The following is a 22592-nucleotide window of genomic DNA, read 5'->3' on the forward strand; positions in this document are numbered from 1 at the left end:
GGCTAGATCGAGAAGCTGACCCCGCAGCCGCAGCTCGACGCCGCGTTCGGGTTGCGCACCACGAACTGGGCGCCGGCCAGATCGTCGACAAACGCGATCTCGGAGCCCTTGAGGAAGGGCAGGGAGACGGTGTCGACGACGGCGGTCTGGCCGTCGGTCTCGATGCGGATGTCGTCGGCGTCGCCGGCCTCGATCAGCTCGAAGCGGTACTGGAAACCCGAGCAGCCGCCGCCGTCCACGGCCACGCGCAGCAGCACCGGATGGCCCTCGGCCTCGCCCAGCGCCGCCAGCCGGCGCGCGGCGGTTTCGGACAGGGTCAGGCCATGACCGCCGGTGGGGGCGGAGATGGCGAAGGCGGGGCTGGATTGGACGGTGCTCACAAGGGCCTATATGAGGCGCGCACGGGCGTTCGCAAAGGCCCGTCCTTGCGAATGAGCAGACGAACTTGATCCCTGACCGCGCGCCCTACGCCGAATATCCCGAGCACAGCCGTGGACGGCTGTGGCCGGAGCCGATCAGCCGCACCCGCAACGCCTTCGCCCGTGACCGCGACCGGATCATCCACGCGACCGCCTTCCGTCGCCTGAAGGAGAAGACCCAGGTCTTCGTGGCGCACGAGGGCGATCACTATCGCACCCGCCTGACGCACAGCCTGGAAGTGGCGCAGATCGCCCGCTCGCTGGCGCACGCCCTGCGGCTGGATACGGATCTGGCCGAGACGGTGGCGCTGGCCCACGACCTGGGCCATCCGCCCTTCGGCCACGCGGGCGAGGATGAGCTTCAGGCCCAGATGGCGCCGTGGGGCGGCTTCGATCACAACGTCCAGACCTTCCGCGTCGTGACCAAGCTGGAGGAGCGCTATCCCCAGTTCGACGGCCTGAACCTGAGCTGGGAAACGGTCGAGGGCGTGGTCAAGCACAACGGTCCCGTCAGCCACCGGCTGGACGAACCCGCCTGGAAGGCCATCGCCGACTATGCGCCCGGCTGGGATTTGCGGCTGGACAGTTTCGCCTCGCTGGAGGCGCAGGCCGCGGCCATCGCGGACGACATCGCCTACAACAACCACGACGTCGACGACGGGGTGCAGGCAGGGCTGTTCACGCTCGAGGACCTGATGGCGGTGCCGCTGATCGGCCCGGTCCTGCGCGGCGTGCGGGCCGACTGGCCGTCGATCAATGAGCGGATGGTGCGGATCGAGGCCGTGCGCCGGATGATCGGGGTCATGGTCGAGGATGTGCTGGCCGAGACCGGGCGGCGGCTGGAGGCGGACAACATCCGCTCCACCGAGGACGTGCGCACCGCCTCGCGGACGCTGGTCGCCTTCTCGCCGGCCATGCTGGCCGATCTGGGCGTGTTGCGGAAATTCCTGTTCGAGCGGATGTACCGCCACTACCGCGTCAACCGGACGCGCAGTCAGGCGCGCCGCATCCTGGCCGAGATGTTCCAGCTGTTCATGGCCGAGCCCGAGACGATGCCGCCCGAATGGTCGAAGCCGGCCCAGGGCGGCGACGAGACCAAACGCGCCCGCGCCGTGTGCGACTACATCGCGGGAATGACCGACCGCTACGCGATCGAGGAACACAAGAAGCTGTTCAGCCTCGACCTCGCACTGGATCTGTGATTCGTAAGCCGGGCTGGGACGGGTAAACTATCTGACCGACGCGGGCGATTCGCGGTCGGCGACGTTCCTGAGGCGCGGCCATGTCCCACGAAGATCCCTACCGTCCGAACTCGGGCCGCGACCGCGGCGCCTATACGCCACCGACGGACGACGATCTGCCGTTTGATCGCGGTGGCTATGATCCGCGCCGGGGCGGTGGTCCGGCCGGAGGCGGGGCCAAGGCGCCGCCGCTGACCCTGATTATTTCGGGCGTGGTCCTGCTGCTGCTGATCATCGCGGTGGTGGTCTATTACCGCGCCGGCCCGCGGTCCTCGAACGACGCCCCGCCCGCCGTGGGCACGCCCGTGGGCGAAATGAAGGGTCCGGCCCCCATGGACGCCCAGCCCGTCGATCCGGAAGCGGGCATCGACGTCTATGCGGGCGCAGAGCCGACCGCCACGCCGCCGACCTTCGTGCCGCCGCCCGAAGCGGTCCAGCCGCGCCCCGCGCCGCAGCCGATCGAAACCCCGGCCACCCGCCCGACCCCGCCCGTCGCCACGACGCCTCCGGTCGAGAAGACCGACACTCCCGCGCCCGCGACCGGTGGAGCCTCGGGCGTGCAGATCGGCGCCTTCTCGACCCCGGCCATCGCGGAGCGCGAGTATGGCCAGATCGTGGGCCGCTATCCGCAGTTCACGCGCGGCGCCAGCCGCCGGGTGCAGGAGGTGACGTCCTCCAGCGGCTCGACCCTGTACCGCACGACCGTGACCGGCCTCAGCCGCGAGCAGGCCACCAGCCTGTGCAGTGCGATCAAGGCCGCCGGCGACGACTGCATCGTCCGCTGACCGCCCGGTGACCTCGGCGGCGATCTACGGCTGTAGCGGCCATCGGCTGACGGCGGAGGAGAAGGCCTTCTTCGCCGAGGTGCGGCCGTGGGGGTTCATCCTGTTCCGCCGGAACGTGGAGAGCCCCGATCAGCTGCGCGCCCTGACCGCCGAGCTTCGCGACAGCATCGAGAACCCGGACGCCCCCATCCTGATCGATCAGGAGGGCGGCCGGGTGCAGCGGATGGGTCCGCCGCACTGGCCCAAATATCCGCCGGGCGACGCCTATCTGAAGGCGACCAATGACCCGCTGGCGGCGCGTGAACTGGTCCGGCTGGGCGCGCGACTGATGGCGCATGAGCTGAAAGAGGTCGGCATCAATGTCGACTGCGTGCCGGTTCTGGATGTGCCGGTGCCCGGGGCCCACGACATCATCGGCGACCGCGCCTATGCCCGCGACCCGGCGACGGTGGCGCAGCTGGGGCGGGCGGCGGCGGAGGGGCTGCTGGCGGGCGGCGTTTTGCCGGTGATCAAGCACATGCCCGGTCACGGCCGCGCCTTCGCCGACACTCACAAGGAACTGCCGACGGTCCACGCCGATCTGGACACGCTGGACGCCTGGGATTTCGCGCCGTTCAAGGCCCTGTCGGATATGCCGATCGGCATGACCGCCCACATCGTCTTCACCGCCATCGACGCCAAGCGGCCGGCGACCCAGTCGAAGAAGGCCATCCGCATGATCCGCGAGCGGCTGGGCTTCACCGGCCTGCTGCTGTCGGACGATCTGGTGATGAACGCCCTGTCCGGCACCCTGACCGAGCGGGCCGAAGCCTCGCTGAAGGCCGGCTGCGATCTGGTCATCCACTGGAACGGCGTGATGGACGAGATGCGTGAGGTCGCGGCGGGGGTCGGCAAGCTGAAGGGCAAGGCCGCCCGGCGGGCCGAGGCCGCGCTGGCCCGCATCGTCCACACGCCCGAACCGCTGGACTACCGCGAGGCTCGTGACCGCTTCGACGCCGTGCTGGCCGGTCGGCTGGACGCGGCGGAGGGGCCGGATGTGGCGGAGGCATAGGGCATGACCTCAAGTAGCGTGAAGCGCGCCAGGTCAAAGGCATGACCGACGCCTTTCAGCCCAATCTGGACTTCGCCGCCGCCGATCAGGCGGATGCGCGCGACGCCTTCGTGGTCGATCTGGAAGGCTATGAAGGCCCGCTGCACGTGCTGCTGGCGCTGGCGCGGACCCAGAAGGTCGACCTGCTGAAGCTGTCCATCACCAAACTGGCTGAACAATACCTGTCGTTCGTGCACGAGGCGCGGCGGCGGAATTTTGCGCTGGCGGCGGACTATCTCGTGATGGCGTCCTGGCTGGCCTATCTGAAGTCCCGGCTGCTGCTGCCCCGGACCGAGAAGGGCAAGGGCGACGAGGTTCCGGCCGAGGAGATGGCGGCGGCGCTGGCCTTCCGCCTGCAAAAGCTGGAAGCCATGCGTCGCGCGGTCGAGGCGATCCAGTCGCGGCCGCAGCTGAAGCGCGACGTCTTCACGCGCGGCGATCCCGAGGCCCTGGTCATCGTCCCGTCCGATCGCATCGACGCCAGCCTGTACGAGCTGATGGCCGCCTATGTGACCCAGCGGCGGCGTGAGGAACTGCGGCGCTACAATCCCGGCCAGCGGGTCGAGGCCTTTCAGCTGGAAGCCGCGCGCGACTGGCTGCGCGAGGTCCTGCCCCGGCTGGAGAACTGGACGCCGCTGGAGAAGATCGCGCCTGAGAAATATGAAGAAGAGGGACCGTCGCAGGCCAGCTATACGGCCTCGACCCTGTCGGCCAGCCTCGAGCTGGTGAAGGAAGGGACCATGGATGTGAAACAGGCCGAGGCCTTCGCCGACATCTTCCTCAAACGCCGCGGCAAGGGCTTCCCGCTGGAATTGACCCCATGAGCCTGCAGTTCGCCCCGGACCATGACGAGATCGAGCGCCGCGTCGAGGCGTTGCTGTTCGCCGCCGCCGGGCCGCTGTCGGCCGCCGAGATCGCGCGCCGCCTGCCTGAGGGCGCCGACGTGGGCGGAGCGATTTCGGCCCTGCGCGAGCGGTATCAGAACCGGGGCGTGGAGCTGGAGTGCGTGGCCGAGCGCTGGCGCTTCCGCACCGCCGCCGACCTGAGTTTCATGATGACCGAGGAGCGGGAGGAGCCGCGTCGCCTGTCCAAGGCCGCGCTCGAGACTTTGGCGATCATCGCCTACCACCAGCCCTGCACCCGGGCCGAGATTGAGAGCGTGCGCGGCGTCTCCCTGTCCAAGGGGACGCTGGATCTGCTGCTGGAGATGGGGTTCGTGAAGATGAAGGGCCGGCGGCGCACGCCGGGTCGCCCCGTGACCTATGCGACCGCCGACAAATTCCTGGAGCATTTCAGCCTGGCCAGCCTCTATGACCTGCCGGGCGTGCAGGAGATGAAGGCGGCGGGCCTGCTGGACCTGTCCATCCCCGTCGGCTTCGAAGTGCCGGACCCGACCCGCGCCGGCGACGGCGACGACGAAACGCCGCTGCTGCCGGGGGAGGAAGACTCGCCGGAGTTCGCGCAGGATTTCGTGGCGGAGGACTGAGGGCTGGATGGGCGGCGGCACCTGGAGCGTCGAGCGCCGGAGCGGCCAAGTGGTTAGTGGTTAGTGATTAGTGGCTGGCCGCTTCACCGGCAGGTGTCGTCCTGCACAACCGGCTGCGGCATCGGACCACTAATCACTAACCACTAATCACTTCCCGCCTCGCCGCCCGAAGGTGATGCATTCCGCCAAAACCCCTGCTAGTCCGCTGGCATGATCGCTCGCCTTCGTCCCGTCCCGTTTGACCTCGGTCCCGTCCACTTCGTCGGCATCGGCGGCATCGGCATGAGCGGCATCGCCGAGATCATGCTCAAGATCGGCTATTCGGTTCAGGGCTCGGACGCCAAGGCGTCGGCCAATACTGAACGGCTGGAAAAGCTGGGCGCGAAGATCTTCATCGGCCATGACGCCGCCCATGTGGGCGAGGGCGTATCGGCGGTGGTCTATTCGACCGCGGTCAAGGCCTCGAACCCCGAGATGATGGCCGCCCGCGAGCGCCGCATCCCTCTGGTCCGTCGGGCCGAAATGCTGGCCGAGCTGATGCGGCTGCAATTCTCGATCGCGGTCGGCGGCACCCACGGCAAGACGACGACGACCTCGATGGTTGCGGCCATCCTCGACGCCGGCGGGCTGGACCCGACGGTGGTCAACGGCGGGATCATCAATGCCTACGGCACCAACGCCAAGGTCGGCGACGGCGACTGGATCGTGGTCGAGGCCGACGAGAGCGACGGCAGCTTCCTGCGCCTGAAGTCGACTGTGGCGATCGTCACCAACATCGACCCCGAGCACCTCGACCACTACGGCGACTTCGACGGTGTGCGGAAAGCCTTCGTGGACTTCGTCGAGAACATCCCCTTCTACGGCTTCGCCGCCGTCTGCCTGGATCACCCCGAGGTGCAGCGGCTGGTCGCCTCGATCGATAACCGGCGACTGGTGACCTACGGGATCAATCCGCAGGCCATGGTCCGCGCGGACAACTGCGACATGGGCCCCGACGGGTGCCGCTTCGACGTGGTGATCCAGCAGCAGGGGCTGCATATGCTGGACGAGCCGATCCGGATCGAGGGCCTGCACCTGCCCATGGCCGGCTGGCACAACGTCTCCAACGCCCTGGCCGCCATCGCCGTGGCGCGCGAGCTGGATGTGTCGGACGAGGCCATCAAGGCCGGTCTGGCCGGGTTCGGCGGGGTCAAGCGACGCTTCACCACCACGGGCGTGGTCAACGGCGTGCGCGTCGTCGACGATTACGGCCACCATCCGGTCGAGATCGCCGCCGTGCTCAAGGCCGCGCGCCAGGTCGCCGAGGGCCGCGTCATCGCCGTGGTCCAGCCGCACCGCTACACCCGCCTGCGCGACCTGATGGAGGAGTTCTCGACCTGCTTCTCGGACGCCGACGCGGTGATCGTGGCCGACGTCTATCCGGCGGGTGAAACCCCCATTGAGGGCGTGGACAAACATGCGCTGGTCGACGGCATCCGCCGCTTCGGCCATCGCCATGTCCAGCCGCTGGAGAACGCCGCCGTTCTGCCGCGCACCATCAAGGAAGAGGCGAAGCCGGGCGATCTGGTCGTCCTGCTGGGCGCCGGCGACATCACGAGCTGGGCCTACGCCCTGCCGTCGCAGCTGGAGGCGCTGTCTTGAGCGGCTATCCCGACGTCCGCGGCAAGCTGCTGCGGAACGAGCCGCTGGGGCCTTACACCTGGTTCCGGGTGGGCGGGGCGGCGGATGCGCTGTTCATTCCGGCGGACGCGGCCGATCTGGCGGATTTCCTGAAGGCGCTGGACCCGTCCACGCCCGTCACCGTGCTCGGCGTCGGCTCGAACGTCATCGTGCGCGACGGCGGGGTCGAGGGCGTGGTGATCCGGCTGGCCGGGCGTCCTTGGGCGCAGATCACGACCGAGGGCGACACCATCACGTCCGGCGCGGGCGCGCTGGACAGCATGGTGGCCAAGGCCAGCGCGAAGGCGGGCATCGGCGGGCTGGAGTTCTATGCCGGCATTCCGGGCACCATCGGCGGCGCCCTGACCATGAACGCCGGCTGCTACGGCTCCGAGACGAAGGACGTTCTGGTGTCGGCCTGGGGGCTGAACCGTCAGGGCGAGCGGGTGGACTATGAGCTGGCCGACTTCGGCTACACCTATCGCCACAGCGAGGCGCCCGCCGACATCATCTGGATCGAGGCCGTCTATCGCGGCGTTCCGACGGACCCGGAGACCGTCACGGCGAAGATCAACGAGATCACAAGCCGCCGCGAGACCACCCAGCCGATCCGCGAGAAGACCGGCGGCTCGACCTTCAAGAACCCCGAGGGGCATTCCAGCTGGAAACTGGTCGACGAGGCGGGCTGGCGCGGCAAGCTCCACGCCGTCACGGGCGGCGGGGCCATGTTCAGCGAGCTCCACTCCAACTTCATGATCAACCCCGGCGAGGCGACCGCTGCAGACATCGAGGGGCTGGGCGAGGCCGTCCGGGCCGACGTGAAGGCCAAGACCGGCGTTCAGCTGGACTGGGAGATCAAGCGGATCGGCCGCGCGGCCTGATCCCGCTCACTCCCAATTTATCTCGCCACGACGGGCATCTGGTTAAGGCTTCTTAACCGTCCCCGAGGCAATCGGTGGAGGGGCGCTGAAGATGCCCGGAGCCGACCATGACCCGTCCCCTTGCTGAGCTTCATGTCGCCGTCCTGATGGGCGGGCTGTCGTCCGAGCGGGAAGTCTCCCTGAGTTCCGGCAAAGGTTGCGCCGACGCCCTTGAGGGGCAGGTGGCCAAGGTCAGCCGCGTCGACGCCGGGCGGGATCTGGCCCAGGTGCTGGCCGAGCTGAAGCCGGACGTGGTGCTGAACGCCCTGCACGGCGAATGGGGCGAGGACGGCTGCGTCCAGGGCATCCTCGAGACGCTGCAGATTCCCTATACCCACTCCGGCCTGCTGGCCTCGGCCCTGACCATGGACAAGGACAAGACCAAGTCCGTGCTGCGCGCCGCGGGCGTGGAGGTGCCGGGCGGTGGTCTGTTCGACCGGCACGAGGTCGCGCGTCGCCACGTCATCCCGCCGCCCTATGTGATCAAGCCGAACGCCGAGGGTTCGTCCGTCGGGGTCTATCTGGTGCCTGAAGGCGCCAACGGGCCGCAGACCGAGGTCGGCTCGCCCGACTGGACCTATGGCGAAGAGGTGATGGTCGAGCCCTACATCCCGGGCAAGGAGCTGTGCGTCACCGTGCTGGGCGAGGCGTCCGGGCCGCGCGCCCTGACCGTGACCGACATCACGCCGGTGAAGGGCTTCTACGATTACGAGGCCAAGTACGCGCCCGGCGGATCCGTCCACAAGCTTCCGGCCGAACTGCCCGCCCATGTTTTCGAAGCGGCGCTCAGGGAATCCGAGCTGGCGCACAAGGCATTGGGTTGCCGGGGCGTTAGCCGGTCCGACTTCCGTTATGACGATGTTAAGGACGTTCTGGTCCTGTTGGAGGTCAACACCCAGCCCGGCATGACGCCGACCTCGCTCGTTCCCGAGCAGGCCGCCTACTGCGGGATGGCGTATAAAGACCTGGTCCGGTGGATGGTGGAGGACGCCTCATGCCCGCGGTAGTTCGCGGCGGTCGGCGACAGAGTTCGAACCAGCCCGCAAAACGCGGCGCGCCTCCTCCCAAGGGACGCGGTCGCGCGCCCCGTAACGCCTCTGCCGTGCCCGGCAAGATGGCCGCCATCGGCAAGCTGGATCTGTCGCCGCGCGCGGTGGTGATTTCCATAGCGGCGGGCGTGCTCCTGCTGGGCGGCGTGCTGGCCACCGGCGCGCGCGCCGAGCGGATCGGCGCCTCGATGCATGACGGTCTCGACGGCATGGCGGTTGCCATGGGTCTGAAGCTGGAGAAGGTCTTCATCGAGGGCGAGAGCGCCGAGGCCAACGCCGCCATCCGTCAGGCCGTCCAGTTGAACGCCGGCCAGGCCATGACCTCCATCGACCTGAACGCTGTTCGTCAGCGGGTCGAGGCCGTGGGTTGGGTCAAGTCGGTGCGGGTGGTGCGTCTGCTGCCCAACACCCTGATCGTCGATGTGACCGAGCATGACCGCATGGCGGTCTGGCAGACCGGCGGACGCAATGTGGTGATCGACGGCCACGGCCGGGTGATCGCGGGCGCCGACGCCGGCCGTTATCCCAACCTGCCGCTGGTGGTGGGGGAGGGGGCCGAGCAGGCCGCCGCCGAAATCCTGCCGCTGGTCGCCCAGCGTCCGCGCCTGATGAGCCGGCTTGAAGCGCTGGTGCGCGTCGACGACCGCCGCTGGGACCTGCGTCTGAAGGACGGCAGCCTGATCCAGCTGCCGGCCACCAATCAGGACGCCGCCCTGATCCAGCTCGACGAGATGGACCAGCGCCGCCGACTGCTGGAACTGGGCTTCGCCCGCATCGATCTTAGAACCCCGGAAGAGGTCGCCGTCCGGCCCTCGTCGGGTGACGCATGAATACTCGAGGGCAGGGCATGACCGGACGGTCTATGGACAAAACAGTTGATGGCCGGGCCGCCAGCCGGGCGCCGGTCGTGGCCGCGCTCGATCTCGGCCAGTCCAAGGTCGGCTGCTTCATCATGAAGCCCGAGGGCGTGCGCCATGCCGACCGGACCATCCGGGTCGCGGGGGCGGGCCACGTCCAGTCGCGCGGCATCAAGGGCGGCGGCATCATCAGCATGGACGAGGCCGCCCAGGCCATCGGTCACGCCGTCGAGCGCGCCGAGCGCGCCGCCGGCTCGCCGGTGTCGGGCGTCGTCGTGACCACGGCGATCGGCCAGATGGCCAGCCACCGGGTGCAGTCCCGCGTCTCCCTGAGCCAGAACCCGGTCGGCGACGCCGATCTGGCCCGCGCCATCGCCATGGCCTTGGCGCAGATTCGTCTGCCCAACCGCCGCCCCATCCACGTCCTGCCCATCGCCTGGTCGGTGGACGGCGCGCGCGGCGTGCATGATCCCCGGTCGATGCGGGGCCACTCGCTGGGGCTGGACCTGCTGGTCGTTTCCATGGCGGAAAGCGCCTTCATGGCGCTCAGCCATTGCCTCGAGCTGGCGCACCTCGACCTTCAGGGCGTGGTGGCCGCCCCGGTGGCGTCGTCGCTGGCGGCGCTTGAAGACGACGAGATGGATCTGGGCTGCGTCTGCATCGACATGGGCGGCGGCGCGACCTCGGCGGCGGTCTGGGGCGGGCGTTCCCTGCTGCATATCGAATCGCTGAACGTCGGTGGCGATCACGTCACCGCCGATATCGCGCGCGGCCTGCAGACCTCGCGCGCCGGGGCCGAGCGGCTGAAGACCCTGCACGGGTCGGCCATGGCCAGCGCCAATGAAGATCGCGAGATGCTGGAGGCTCCGCCGCGTGGCGAGGACCCGTCGGCCGAGCCGGTGGTGGTGCCGCGGGCCATGCTGAAGACTGTGATCGCGCCTCGCGTCGAGGAGACGCTGGAGCTGCTGCGGGATCGCCTGCGCAACGCGGGCGTCGGCCTCGAGCCCGGCGCGGGCCTGGTGCTGACCGGCGGGGCCAGCCAGCTGAACGGCGTGGCGGAGCTGGCCATGCGGGTGTTCGATCGACGCGTCCGGCTGGGCAAGCCCCAGCGCGCGCCCCACCTCGCCGACGCCGCCTCGGGCCCGGCCTTCTGCTCGGCGGCGGGTGTGCTGCTGCGGGCCGCCTATGGCCCGCGTGAAGCGGTATCGGCCCGTAAGCTGATGTCGCGTCAGATCACCGCAGCGGACGCGCCGCGCGCCCACACCGGCGGTCTGGTCGCCCGGGCCGCGGGCTGGCTGCGCGAGAACCTTTAAGGCGCTGAAACGGCCGCCGGGCCTCGTTTGAACGGGGCGCGGGGCGGAGCTTTGCCGTGATCCCGCCTTATCTCGCCGTTTTTCTCTCCTGCGTGGCGAGAGTGTGTCCGGATTGTAACAACTGAGGTCTCGATTGGTCGCCAAGCGGCCACAATCCCTTGTTCGCAGGCTCTTTGCTGCTAGCGTGGAGTCCGAAGCAGTGCGCCGCCCTCGGGTTGGGGCCCTGCGTCTTGCATTCATTATGTTTGGGGCCCCAACACATGCTAATCAAACGCAAGTACCTCTTTGGAACTACGATCCTCGCCGGGGTCATGGCTGTGGCGGCTCCGGCCTTCGCGCAAAGCCAACTGCCGGGCGTGACCGTTCAGGGCCAGCAAGATGCTCAAGCCACTGAAATCGGCGAAGTCGTCGTCACCGGCTCGCGTATCCGTCGTGACCCGACGAACGCGCCGACCCCGCTGATCCAGGTTTCGGGTGAAGACCTGCGTACCACCGGTCAGGCGACTGTCATCGACTACCTGGCCACCATCCCGGCCCTGTCGAACTCGGTCGTTCCGTCGGACACCACGGGCTCGGGCCTGGGTGACGGTGGTCTGTCGCTGGCCAACCTGCGCTCGCTGGGTTCGAACCGCACCCTGACGCTGGTTGACGGCCGTCGCCACGTCGGCTCGAACGGTGGTTCGCTGGCCGTCGACGTCGACACCATCCCGCGCCTGCTGATCGAGAATGTCGAAATCGTCACCGGCGGCGCGTCGTCGGTTTACGGCGCTGACGCCGTCTCGGGCGTCCTGAACTTCGTCCTGCGTCGCGACTTCGAAGGTCTCGAACTCGACGTCAACTACGGCCAGATCAACGACGGCGGCCAAGCCTCGTACCGCGCCTCGGCCCTGATCGGCGGCAACTTCCTCGACGACCGTCTGAACCTCTACGCTCACGCCGAATACGAAAAGCAAGAGCAGGTCACGTCGTTCGACATCGACTGGATCAACGACGGCTACTACCTGCTGGGCATGGACGCCGATCCGACCAACGCCGCGATCGGTCCGAACCGTGACGGCGTGCTGGACGCGATGCTGTTCCGCGGCCCGGTCCGTATGGACCGTCCGCAATGGGGTCAGACGACCCTGGCCCACACGACGGCCCTGAGCCCGACCCGCGACCCCGATCAGGCCGCGTTCACCGGCTCGAGCTGTAACTTCACCTATGCGGCGAGCTGCTACGCTGTCGAGCCGGGCAAGACCTTCTGGTACGACGGCACGACCGCCCGTCCCGCCAACTTCGGCACCCGTATCGGCGTGAGCGGCATCAGCCGTCCGTTCAACTACGGTGGTGACGGCGACAACCCCGCCGCCTTCTCGACCCTGTCGCGTCTGCCGGACTCGGAATCGCAACGCTATCAGGTCGGCGCCAACTTCGACGTCACCGACAGCATCCAGTTCTACGCTGAAGCCAAGCACATCATCGAACAAACCTTCGATGTCTCGCAGCCGACCTTCTTCGACTTCGACCTGGACAACACCTCGTACGGCGCCACCTCGCTGAACTCGATCTGGGGCGCGTCCTCGATCGACCTGCGCTGGTCGGACAACGCGTTCCTGCCGCAAAACGTCAAGGACGCGATCGCGGCCAACCGCATCCAGAACTACACCGCTCCGACCCAGACCTCGCCGAGCACGCCCACGACCACCTCGCTGGTGCAACTGGCCCGTCACTCGATGTTCGGTCCGGACCGCTTCCAGGAAAACGAGCGCACCCTGAGCCGCTTCGTGGCCGGTCTGCGCGGCCAGGCTGACCAGCTCGGCTTCGTCAGCAACATCAGCTGGGACATCGGCTACACCTACGGTGAAGTTGAAGTCACCAACAAGGAAGGCGGCATCGACGTCGTTCGTATGGCGCTCGCCGCGGACTCCGTCGTCGACACCACCGGCGCGCTGGGCACTGTCGGCGCGATCGTCTGCCGCGCTCAACTGATCGCGGCCTCGGGCGCAACCCCGACCTTCGACAGCGGCATCTTCGGCGGTCAATCCCTCGGTGATCCCGACCTGTCCGGCTACAGCGCCCAGGACATCCAGGACTGCCGCCCGCTGAACATCTTCGGCAAGGGCAACCAGAGCGAAGCCGCTCTCGCCTACATCGATGCTTCGGTCGGCACGATCGAACACAACGAGCAAGAGCAACTGATCGGCTCGATCTCGGGTCAGCTGTGGGACTTCTGGGGCGCTGGCGCCATCGGCGTGGCCGTGGGTGGTGAATACCGCCGCGAGTATACCGACGCCATCGGCCGTGACTTCGACACCGCCGGCCGCTACCTCTTCCTGAACACCGGCCCGAACTTCACGGGCGCGGAGTACGAAAGCGAAGAAGTCTTCGCCGAACTGTCGGTGCCGCTGTTCCGCGACAACTGGCTGGGTGAATACGCCGAACTGAGCGGTTCGTACCGCTACGCCGACTACACCACGGTCGGAAGCCTCGACGTCTATGGCGTGAACCTGGTCTACCGCCCGGTCCGCGACATCACCTTCAAGACCTCGTTCAACACCTCGGTTCGCGTTCCGGATCTGGGCGAAAACTTCTCGCCCTTCTCGCAGACCTTCGGTAACGGCTTCGTCGATCCCTGCGCCACCGCGCAGATCGCCCTGCAAGGCGCCGAAATCCGCGCCAACCGGATCGCCAACTGTACCGCTCTGGCCGCTGACCAAGGCCTGGCCTTCGACTTCGGCAGCACCACGGCGACCACGGCGGATGACTTCATTCCGTCCTACACCGCGGGCATTCCGGGCGTTACCGGCGGCAACCCGGACCTGCGTCCGGAACAGTCGGAATCCTTCACCTTCTCGACCGTGATCCAGCCCCGCTGGATTCCGAACCTGAGCATCGTTCTCGACTACTACGAGATCGAGATCGAGGACGTGATCGAGTTCCCGAGCCTGATCGGTCTGGCTGACAACTGCGTCAGCGGCACCGTCCTGAACACGGACTCCTGCTCGCGGGTTATCCGTGATGACGCCAACCCGGCCCGCGCCTTCCACGTCGGTGCGCCGTCGGGTGACCCGGCCTTCTTCCAGTCGGCGCTGAACTACGCTTCGCGTTCGACCAAGGGTCTGGACTTCTCGGCACGCTACAGCATGGACCTGGAAGAAATGACCGGCCACAACTGGGGCCGGATCGATACCTCGATCAGCGGTCTGTGGCTGATCGAGCAGGAAAACTTCCTGAACCCGGCGGATCCGTCCGACGGTACGGAAATCGGCTCCACCCTGTTCTACCCGCGCGTTCGTTTCACCTCGCAGGTGACCTACTCGCCGAACGACGTCTGGAGCGTGAACTGGACCATGGACTGGCAGGCGTCGCAGGACATCGTGACCATCCGTGACTTCATCACGAACCCGGATCGTTACGACCCCGTGTACCGCGAGACGGGTGACTACGCCCGCCACGACTTCACGGTCCGCTACAACGTGAACGACCAACTGACGCTGCGTACCGGTGTTGTGAACGCCTTCGATGCCGAACAGGCTTCGTGGCTGGGCACGACGCTCTACTCGAACTTCGACCCGTTCGGTCGTCGCTTCTTCGTCGGCCTGAACTACCGTCCCTGGTAAGTTCGGTCTGATCCGGAACGGAAAGGGCGGCTCGCAAGAGCCGCCCTTTTTCGTTGCACCGCAGCCGGCGCTGCTGCTGATGGAGGCCGCTGGCCGTCCGCTGCCCGCCATGGCCGTCGCCGAAGTCCGGTCCCCCGAAGTTCGCGTGCGGGGCGCGCTCCGCCCCATGGTTAACGGCCAAGCTTTCCAAGTCGCGGGAATCCCGGGTTTTCTGCGGCCCAGGTTAACGATTTTGCTGTCCGGCGCTCCGACTCAGCCTATCGGGTAACACTCTCTTAAGCAGTTCGGGCGCTTCCTTAACGCGCTCATAACCAATGCGAATCGGCGGGGACTTCGCATCGGGACTGCAAGGGCAGGGTCGGAATAAGGTCGGAACAAATGTCTCTCTCGCTGGTGCGTCCGCAAGCCACTGAACTGAAGCCCCGCATCGTTGTGTTCGGTGTCGGCGGCGCCGGCGGCAATGCCGTCAACAACATGATCGACGCCGGTCTCGAAGGCGTTGAGTTCGTGGTCGCCAACACCGACGCGCAGCACCTGTCGTTCGCCAAGACCGACCGCCGCATCCAGCTGGGCGAGACCATCACGCAAGGCCTGGGCGCCGGCGCCCATCCCGAGGTCGGCATGAACGCCGCCGAGGAATCCGCCGAGGAAATCTTCGGGCACCTGGACGGCGCCCATATGGTCTTCATCACCTGCGGCATGGGCGGCGGCACCGGCACCGGCGCGGCCCCCGTCATCGCCAAATGCGCGCGTGACCGCGGCATCCTGACCGTCGGCGTCGTGACCAAGCCCTTCACCTTCGAGGGGCGTCACCGCATGCGTCTCGCCGAGGCCGGCATCGCCGAGCTGCAGCGCTATGTCGACACCCTGATCGTCATTCCGAACCAGAACCTGTTCCGCGTCGCCAACGAACGCACGACCTTCGCCGACGCCTTCGGCATGGCCGACCAGGTCCTGCACTCGGGCGTGCGCTCGATCACCGACCTGATGATCCTGCCGGGCCTGATCAACCTCGACTTCGCCGACGTCCGCGCCGTCATGTCCGAAATGGGCAAGGCGATGATGGGCACGGGCGAAGCGACCGGCGACGACCGCGCCCTGCTGGCCGCGCAGAACGCCATCGCCAACCCGCTGCTCGACGAGACCTCGCTGAAGGGCGCCAAGGCCGTGCTGGTGAACATCACCGGCGGCATGGACATGACCCTGCTGGAAGTCGACGAGGCCGCCAACGCCATCGCCGGTGAAGTGGACGCCGACGCCAACATCATCTTCGGCGCCGCGTTCGACCCGGCCCTGGACGGCAAGATCCGCGTCTCGGTCGTCGCGACCGGCATGGAAGACACCTCGGCCGTCGCCAAGGCTCCGCCCTCGACCGGCGGCGCCTTCGACAGCCGCCGTCCGGCCCCGGCCTTTGCGCCGCGCGCGTCGGAGCCGGTTCGCTCCGAACCCGCCCGGGCCGCCGATCCGGTCCGCGCCCGTGCCGAGGAAGCCCCCATCGTCCCCAGCTTTCAGTCCGCCCAGCCGTCGCTGGGGTCTGTAACGCGTTCGCCCGAGCCCGCTCCCGAGCCGATCATCCACGTCGCTGAAGAGCGCACGCTGGATCCGATCGTCGACCCCTGGGTCGAGGAGTTCGAGTCCCGTCCGCGTCCGGCCGCCGCAGAGGCCGCGCCGCAGGCGCAGGGCGACCTGTACATGGACCGCGCGGCGGCCGCCGCGGCTCAACCGGCCCCGCGTCCCGAGCCCGCCTATGACGACGGCTACGACGACCGGGATCACCGCAAGAGCGGCTGGAGCCTGTTCGGCAAGAAGCGCCAGCAGCCGCAGCCGAGCTATCCGTCGTCCAACGGTCGTCAGACCGAAATGCGCCACACCAGCCAGGTCCAGCCGACCGCCGAGCCCGAACTGGGCCACGCCGAGGACGATCTGGAAATCCCGTCCTTCCTGCGCCGGCTGGCGAACTAGGGACCAGGTTTCAGGGTCGAAGTTTGAGTGGAGGGCGGTCCGCAAGGGCCGCCCTTTCTCGTTCCGGTCGGGAAAGAGACCGGGCGCGCCCTGGACCCGGAAGCCGGACCCTGTTTCAGACCGAAACAATCCGAAACCCGACTTTCATTTCGCGCTTGCGAAGAGATCGCTAACCAAGACGTGGGGCGAACTCCGCACACAGAGGCGGAGCGCAGAAACAGAGAGTTCGAGTCTTGTCGGTCCGCAACGACCATCACCAGAAGACGACCGTCGCGCCCGCGATCATCGCCGGCGTGGGCGTGCACACGGGCGACCGCGTACGCCTGGCCGTGCGCCCGGCGCCGACCGGGACCGGCATCGTCTTCGTCCGCACCGACATCACCGACCGCGACAACCGCATCCCCGTCTCGGGCGAGGCTGTGGTTGACGCGCGCCTGAACACCATGATCGAGAACGCGGCGGGCGTGCGTCTGTCGACCATCGAACACCTGATGGCCGCCTTCGCCGCCCTGGGCGTGTCGAACGCCGTGGTGGAGGTGGATGGACCTGAACTGCCGATCCTGGACGGTTCGGCGCTGCAATTCGTCCAGCTGCTGGACCGCGCCGGTTTCCGCAAACAGGAAGCCCCGGTCCGCTACATTGAAATCCTTGAACCGATCCGGGTGCAGGAGGGCGACAAGTCCGCCGTCCTGCTGCCCTGCGACCGCTATGAGATGCGGTTCGAGATCGACTTCGCCACGCCGGTCATCGGCAATCAGGTCGTGGACTTCGTCGTCGACGAGGAAACCTTCCGCAAGGAGATCATGGCCGCCCGCACCTTCGGCTTCGCCCATGAGGTCGAGGCCCTGCGCAAGGCCGGTCTGGCCCGCGGCGGTTCGCTGGAAAACGCCGTGGTCATCGACGGCGACCAGATCCTGAATCCCGGCGGGCTGCGCATGGAGCGCGAGTTCGTGAAGCACAAGGCGCTGGACGCCATCGGCGACCTGTACGTGCTCGGCGCGCCCCTGCTGGGCCGCTACGAGGGCGTGAAGGCCGGCCACGCGATCAACAACCTGCTGGTCCGCGAACTGCTGGCCAACCCGCAGGCGTGGCGCGAGACGACGCGCGTGCCGCAGTTCGCAATGGCGGGCTAAAACCCCGCGCCTCTCCCATCAGGAGAGGGTTAGCTGAGCGCGATCGCGCTCATCAGCCGGCCGAAGTCCGGCTCTCCGTTCAGATACGCCCGGCGGTTCGAGAAGAAACGGGCCTCGTCCGCGCGGGTGTCATGGCCGGTCCAGACGGCTTCGCCCACGCCCGCCTGTTCCAGTCGCCACAGGACGAAGGCGGGCAGGTCGAACAGGCGTTTGTCGGGGGCGGAGCCGGGGAGGAAGAAGCGCTCGCTGCCCGGGTCATGGTGGGCGAACCGCGCCTGGAAGTCCGCGCCGACCTCGTAGGAGGCCTGGGCGATGCAGGGGCCGACGACCGCGACGATGCGCGACGGTTCGGCGCCCTGGGCCTGCATGGCGGCGACGGTGGAGTGGACGATGCCGCCCAGGGCGCCCTTCCAGCCCGCGTGGGCCGCGCCGACGACGCCGGCGTCCGCATCGGCCAGAAGGATCGGCGCGCAGTCGGCGGTGAGGACGCCGCAGATGACGCCGGTCGTCGCGGTGACGGTGGCGTCGCCCTCGGGCCGCTCGCCCTTCCAGCCGGCCTCGGCCACCCGGCAGACGGCGGAATGAATCTGGTAGCAGGCGGCCAGGTCGTCGGCCTCGCGGCCGAACCAGCGGGCCACACGGGCGCGGTTCTCGGCCACGGCGACAGGGGCGTCATTGGAGCCGACGCCGGTGTTGAGCCCCTCGTAAAGGCCTGTCGAGACGCCGCCCTGACGCGTGAAGAAGCCGTGGCGGACCCCGGCCCGCTCCAGCAGGGGATGGGTGATCGGAGTAAGGCTCATTCCTCGAACCCCGGCACGACGAGGGTGCGCGGAGAGAAGATCGCACAGGCCTTGAACAGGCTTCCCATCTGGTCGTCGGCGGTCAGGCGAGCGAGCTGGCGGTCGATGACCGGAGCGGCGTCGGGGCGACCTGCCTTGAGCCTGTCAGCGCGGGCCTCGATGCCCAGCAGGTGCAGGAACTCGCCCTGGTCCAGACAGCCGGTGACGTCCGCGCCTGCGTGGACGGCGGCCTCCTGCACGGTGGGGAAGTCGGCCCACTGGGTCAGGTCGGCCTCGCCGGGATCGGCCAGGGGATCGACCTTCTGGTGTCGCCGCAGGGCTTGCAGGGTGTCGCCCGCCTCCGCCCTGGCGCGCCCGTAGTCGATCAGCAGGGCCGCGCCGGATGCGGCCTTGATCAGGGAGGCCAGATCTCTACCGAAGGCGGCCTGCTGCTCCGAGATCTCGACCGTCTGCCCGGGCTCGACATCGTATTCGGGGCGTTTGAAGCCGCCGGTGATGGTCACCAGACCGAACTGCAGGTCGCCGTCGTCGGTGACGCCGATGCGCCGTTCGGCCCAGCCGTCCTCCGTCTTCACGAACTGGCGGGCGGGCAGGCAGTCGAGAACTTCGTTGGCGATCAGGATCACCGGGGCGTCGGTCTCGACCTTGTCCAGCGAGGACACCCACCGGGGATGGACATCACTGTCCGCCAGCATCCGGGCCTGGGCCGCGCGCAGCGGGGCGCTGGGTTCGATCAGGATCAGGTCGACGGCCTGCAGGAAGTCGGGCGCCAGACGGGCGGCGCGCAGGGCGTCGGCCATCAGGGTCCCGTCGCCGGGTCCGACCTCGACCAGCCGCACCCGCTCTGGCGCGCCCAGACGATTCCACAGCTCGATCGCCCACAGGCCGATCAGTTCGCCGAACATCTGGCTGATCATCGGGGCGGTGATGAAGTCGCCGGTCGCGCCGAGCGCCGGGCGTGTCGCATAGTAGCCGCCCTGCGGATCGTGCAGGCAGCGGGTCATATAGTCGGCGACCGTCATCGGCCCGGTCAGGGCGATCTCGCGCGCCAGCCGTTCCCTGAGGCTCATCGGATCAGGCGGCCGTCACGGGCGGACGGCTCCAGGCCCGCCAGATCAGCCAGGCGCCGATCAGCATCATCGGCGTCGACAGGATCATGCCCATGGTCAGGCCGAAGGGCAGGTGGTCCAGACCGACGTCCGGCTGGCGGACATTCTCCAGCGAGGCGCGGATGACGCCGTAGCCCAGCAGGAAGAGACCGGTGACATAGCCCGGCTTGCGCAGCAGACCGACCTTCCAGATCGCAAAGGCGAGGATGCCCATCAGGAAGATGCCCTCCAGACCGGCCTCATACAGCTGGCTGGGGTGGCGGGGTTCGTTGCCGGCGGGGCAGAAGCCGTAGGTGCGCTCGATCAGGCCGTTGCAGAAGCGGACGGCCCACGGGACGGTCGTCTCGCGGCCCCACAGCTCGCCGTTGATGAAGTTGGCCAGCCGGCCGAACATCAGGCCGAACGGAGCGGCGGCCAGGGCGATGTCGCCGACGGTCAGGACGCGCACCTTCGAGCGCAGGGCGAAGACCACCACCGCCACGGTGCAGCCGATCAGGCCGCCGTGGAAGGACATGCCGCCGTCCCAGAGCCGGAAGAGGGCGAAATTGTCAGGCCCGCCGAACAACTGGCCGTACAGATGCGGCTGGTAGAAGAGCGCAAACCCGAGGCGGCCGCCCAGGATGATGCCCAGCGTCACCCACAGGACCAGATCGTCCAGCTGCTGCGTGTTGATCGGCGCCTTGCCGGGCGCCCACAGGCGCTCGGTCTTGATGATCCGGGCGGCATACCACCAGCCCAGAACGATGCCGGCGACATAGGCGAGGGCGTACCAGCGGATGTCCAGCGGACCGATGCTGAACCAGACCGGATTGAACTCGGGAAATTGCACGGGCGCTCCTGAAGGCGGTTCGTCGGAGCGTGGTTTAGCAAGCGTCGCCGATCCCGTCCCCGTATTTTCGGTAACGCCTCATCGGCGCTTTCGCCGCACCGATGACAAGGTTTCGTTCACCATATCGGCTCAACCTTCGTTAACGATGCTCGCCAGTGTGAGTCGGAGCGCCAGAGAGCCATGCAAACCCGGAATCCCTTCCTCGACGAGTTCGCCAAATTGACCACCGGCGCCATGGGTCTGGCCCAGGCCGCGGGGGAAGAAGCCAAGACCGCCATGCGCGCGCAGGCTGACCGGTTCGTGGCCGAAATGGACCTCGTCCGCCGCGATGAGTTCGACGCCCTAAAGGCGGAAGTCACGGCTTTGCGGGCGGAAATCGCCACCCTGAAGGCCGCGAGGACGCCTCGCAAGGGAACGTCCACAGCGTCGGTTCCCCCTGAGGACGCAGCCGGTTGAGCCGAATCTGCGAACCCGCCTACGGTTCCTTAACAGGGCGTGAGTCGCGCCCAAGGAAGACTTGATGGACGCCGTTCGGCCCGAAGAAATCGACACGCCCTACGATCCCCTGGACGTGGTCGAGCATGTGCTGGTGGCGGAAAATCTTCCGTTTGATCGCACCGATGAAGGTGACCTGGCCTTTTCACTGGCCGGGGACTGGAAGGACTACGAGCTGTGGTTCGCCTGGCGTCCCGAGGGCGACTGCCTCCAGCTTTGCTGCGCGCTCGACCTTCAGGCTTCCAAGTCCAAGCGCACCGCCGCCTATGAACTGGTCGGCCTGATCAACCAGCGCACCTGGATGGGCCATTTCGAGGTCTGGGCCGAGGACGGCGAGATCGTCTTCCGCCACTCGCTGGCCCTGCCGCTGGGTGAGCGTCCCACGCTGGCCCAGGCTGCGTCGATGATCGACGCCGCCGTGGAAGCCGCCGACCGCTACTACCCCGCCTTCGACTTCATGATCCGTGGTTCGAAGAAGCCGCAGGAGGCGATCGACGCCTGCCTGTTCGAGACGGTCGGCAACGCCTGATCCGATGACCTCCGATATCTCCCGTGACGGCGTGGTCCTGGTGGGCTGCGGCCGTCTGGGATCGGCCATGCTGGAAGGCTGGCTGGCGACCGGCGCGGTCGCGGCCTCTGACCTGATCATTCTCAGCCCGTCCGAAAAGCCCGCCGCAGAGGCGGCGCGGGCGAAGGGCGCGCGGATCAACCCGCCGCTGGATTTCCTGCGTCCGGCGAAGACCGTGGTGCTGGCCATAAAGCCGGCGATGTGGCGTGAGGCCCTGACGCCTCTGGTCCCCTATCTGAATCCCGAGGCTGTGCTCGTGTCCGTGATGGCGGGCGTGCGGGCCGACGATCTGGTCGCGGTCGCCGGGCGGCCGGTGGCGCGGGTCATGCCGACCACGGCGGTGGCGCAGGCGAAGGGCGTGGCGGCGGTCTGGTCCGAAGACGGGCGGGCGCTGCGGGCGGCGCAGGCCCTGTTCCATCCCGTCGCCGATGTGACCGGGCTGGACGACGAAGCCCTGATGGACGCAGCGACGGCGGTGGCCGGCTCGGCCCCGGCCTTCATCTATGCCTTTGTGCAGGCGCTGGCGGAGGCCGGCGTGGCGGAGGGTCTGACCGTCGAGTCGGCGGCCCGGCTGGCGCGCGGAGCGCTGCGATCCGCGGGGGCGGGACTGGAGACGGGGGAGGAGCTGGAGGCCCTGATCGCCCGGATCGCTTCGCCGGGCGGCACGACCCGGGCAGGGCTGGACGCGATGGCCGGAGGCGGCGACCTGACCCGCGCGGCCGAAGCCGCGGTCAGGGCCGCCGTCGACCGGGCGAGACGTCTCTAGCGCGAGACGTAGCGACCGGCGGCCAGGTTGGCGCCGAAGCGGCGGTAGGCGCGCTCCGCATCCCGCCAGACCGAGAAGCCGTTCACCTCTGCCAGGTTGTTCGAAAACCAGTTGTACCGGACCGGCTGCACCGTGCCGTCGGCCAAGGTGATCTGACCCTCGATGGCGGCACCGCCGATGGAGATGCTGCGAATCGGATCGAGGCCGGGTCGATCGACCGTTTGCCGGAAGGTCGGGCGGTTCGGCTTGAGCTCGGTCAGAACCAGATCGATACGCGCGCCCTCAAGGGCGTCGTTGTCGGCGAGGGCGCCGACCACGGCTTCGCTGAGCCGATCGACCTGCGCCTGCACTTCACGCGAGCCGAGTTCCTCGGTCCTGTTCTGAAGCGCGGCGCCGAGCGTCACGTTGACGGTGGCGGGTTGGGCGGCGGCGGCGCCAGAGAGGACGGCGGCGGCGGCGAACGGCACGATAAAGGCGAAGATGCGCATTTGACGGTTCTCCAGATCGCC

General features: G+C 68.0%; 21 protein-coding genes. 16 read left to right on the forward strand and 5 right to left on the reverse strand.

The window, feature by feature from the left end; all coding sequences use genetic code 11:
* Positions 1-2: 2 nt before the first annotated feature.
* Positions 3-380 carry an iron-sulfur cluster insertion protein ErpA gene (gene erpA, locus ACW174_RS10550; protein WP_492014388.1) on the reverse strand — a complete coding sequence of 126 codons (378 nt, stop codon included), beginning with the start codon at positions 378-380 and terminating at the stop codon, positions 3-5.
* Between the two features lie 65 nt (positions 381-445).
* Between erpA and ACW174_RS10555 the strand changes: the two genes are divergently transcribed.
* The 13 genes from ACW174_RS10555 (at position 446) to lpxC (ending at position 17516) form a co-directional block, all read left to right on the forward strand.
* Entirely contained in the window at positions 446-1621 is a 1176-nt protein-coding gene (locus ACW174_RS10555; RefSeq protein WP_492014389.1) for a deoxyguanosinetriphosphate triphosphohydrolase, read from the forward strand.
* 80 nt (positions 1622-1701) lie between these two features.
* The gene (locus ACW174_RS10560; protein WP_492014390.1) at positions 1702-2445 is read left to right on the forward strand and encodes an SPOR domain-containing protein; all 744 of its coding nucleotides are present in this window, start codon (positions 1702-1704) and stop codon (positions 2443-2445) included.
* A 7-nt stretch (positions 2446-2452) separates the two neighbouring features.
* Entirely contained in the window at positions 2453-3496 is a 1044-nt protein-coding gene (gene nagZ / locus ACW174_RS10565; protein ID WP_492014391.1) for a beta-N-acetylhexosaminidase, read from the forward strand.
* Between the two features lie 41 nt (positions 3497-3537).
* Positions 3538-4359 carry a segregation and condensation protein A gene (locus tag ACW174_RS10570; protein ID WP_492014392.1) on the forward strand — a complete coding sequence of 274 codons (822 nt, stop codon included), beginning with the start codon at positions 3538-3540 and terminating at the stop codon, positions 4357-4359.
* Positions 4356-5021: an SMC-Scp complex subunit ScpB gene (gene scpB / locus ACW174_RS10575; RefSeq protein WP_492014393.1), complete on the forward strand. Its 666-nt coding sequence runs from the start codon at positions 4356-4358 to the stop codon at positions 5019-5021. Before ACW174_RS10570 ends, scpB begins: the two co-directional genes overlap by 4 nt.
* Positions 5022-5231: 210 nt before the next feature.
* A complete protein-coding gene (murC, locus tag ACW174_RS10580) occupies positions 5232-6662 on the forward strand; it encodes a UDP-N-acetylmuramate--L-alanine ligase (protein ID WP_492014394.1) in 1431 nt (476 codons plus the stop codon).
* On the forward strand, positions 6659-7561 hold the full coding sequence (gene murB / locus ACW174_RS10585) for a UDP-N-acetylmuramate dehydrogenase (RefSeq protein ID WP_492014395.1): 903 nt from the start codon (positions 6659-6661) through the stop codon (positions 7559-7561). Before murC ends, murB begins: the two co-directional genes overlap by 4 nt.
* A gap of 107 nt (positions 7562-7668) precedes the next feature.
* Positions 7669-8607: a D-alanine--D-alanine ligase gene (locus tag ACW174_RS10590; RefSeq protein WP_492014396.1), complete on the forward strand. Its 939-nt coding sequence runs from the start codon at positions 7669-7671 to the stop codon at positions 8605-8607.
* The gene (locus ACW174_RS10595; protein ID WP_492014397.1) at positions 8595-9479 is read left to right on the forward strand and encodes a cell division protein FtsQ/DivIB; all 885 of its coding nucleotides are present in this window, start codon (positions 8595-8597) and stop codon (positions 9477-9479) included. Before ACW174_RS10590 ends, ACW174_RS10595 begins: the two co-directional genes overlap by 13 nt.
* A 32-nt stretch (positions 9480-9511) precedes the next feature.
* Positions 9512-10819 (forward strand): cell division protein FtsA, encoded by a 1308-nt coding sequence (gene ftsA / locus ACW174_RS10600; RefSeq protein ID WP_492014398.1) that lies wholly within the window; start codon positions 9512-9514, stop codon positions 10817-10819.
* Positions 10820-11079: 260 nt separating this feature from the next.
* Positions 11080-14421: a TonB-dependent receptor domain-containing protein gene (locus tag ACW174_RS10605; protein ID WP_492014399.1), complete on the forward strand. Its 3342-nt coding sequence runs from the start codon at positions 11080-11082 to the stop codon at positions 14419-14421.
* Positions 14422-14799: 378 nt separating this feature from the next.
* Positions 14800-16383: a cell division protein FtsZ gene (ftsZ, locus tag ACW174_RS10610; RefSeq protein ID WP_492014400.1), complete on the forward strand. Its 1584-nt coding sequence runs from the start codon at positions 14800-14802 to the stop codon at positions 16381-16383.
* 233 nt (positions 16384-16616) lie between these two features.
* On the forward strand, positions 16617-17516 hold the full coding sequence (lpxC, locus tag ACW174_RS10615; RefSeq protein ID WP_492014401.1) for a UDP-3-O-acyl-N-acetylglucosamine deacetylase: 900 nt from the start codon (positions 16617-16619) through the stop codon (positions 17514-17516).
* A gap of 29 nt (positions 17517-17545) precedes the next feature.
* Here lpxC and pgeF read toward each other — a convergent pair whose 3' ends face one another.
* Genes pgeF through lgt form a run of 3 tightly spaced genes read right to left on the reverse strand, consistent with a single transcriptional unit; the run spans position 17546 to position 20254 of the window.
* Entirely contained in the window at positions 17546-18316 is a 771-nt protein-coding gene (gene pgeF / locus ACW174_RS10620) for a peptidoglycan editing factor PgeF (RefSeq protein WP_492014402.1), read from the reverse strand.
* Positions 18313-19386: a class I SAM-dependent methyltransferase gene (locus tag ACW174_RS10625; RefSeq protein ID WP_492014403.1), complete on the reverse strand. Its 1074-nt coding sequence runs from the start codon at positions 19384-19386 to the stop codon at positions 18313-18315. The genes pgeF and ACW174_RS10625 overlap by 4 nt, the downstream gene beginning before the upstream one ends.
* Positions 19387-19390: 4 nt before the next feature.
* Positions 19391-20254 carry a prolipoprotein diacylglyceryl transferase gene (gene lgt, locus ACW174_RS10630; protein WP_492014404.1) on the reverse strand — a complete coding sequence of 288 codons (864 nt, stop codon included), beginning with the start codon at positions 20252-20254 and terminating at the stop codon, positions 19391-19393.
* Positions 20255-20434: 180 nt separating this feature from the next.
* Between lgt and ACW174_RS10635 the strand changes: the two genes are divergently transcribed.
* The 3 genes from ACW174_RS10635 (at position 20435) to ACW174_RS10645 (ending at position 22083) form a co-directional block, all read left to right on the forward strand.
* Positions 20435-20710: an accessory factor UbiK family protein gene (locus ACW174_RS10635; protein WP_492014405.1), complete on the forward strand. Its 276-nt coding sequence runs from the start codon at positions 20435-20437 to the stop codon at positions 20708-20710.
* A gap of 64 nt (positions 20711-20774) precedes the next feature.
* Entirely contained in the window at positions 20775-21278 is a 504-nt protein-coding gene (locus ACW174_RS10640; RefSeq protein WP_492014406.1) for a type III secretion system chaperone family protein, read from the forward strand.
* A gap of 4 nt (positions 21279-21282) precedes the next feature.
* A complete protein-coding gene (locus tag ACW174_RS10645) occupies positions 21283-22083 on the forward strand; it encodes a pyrroline-5-carboxylate reductase family protein (RefSeq protein WP_492014407.1) in 801 nt (266 codons plus the stop codon).
* Here ACW174_RS10645 and ACW174_RS10650 read toward each other — a convergent pair.
* The gene (locus tag ACW174_RS10650) at positions 22080-22571 is read right to left on the reverse strand and encodes a hypothetical protein (protein ID WP_492014408.1); all 492 of its coding nucleotides are present in this window, start codon (positions 22569-22571) and stop codon (positions 22080-22082) included. The two genes, ACW174_RS10645 and ACW174_RS10650, sit on opposite strands and share 4 nt — an antisense overlap.
* Between the last annotated feature and the right edge of the window lie 21 nt (positions 22572-22592).

This window comes from Brevundimonas sp. AVps31 (assembly GCF_058681355.1).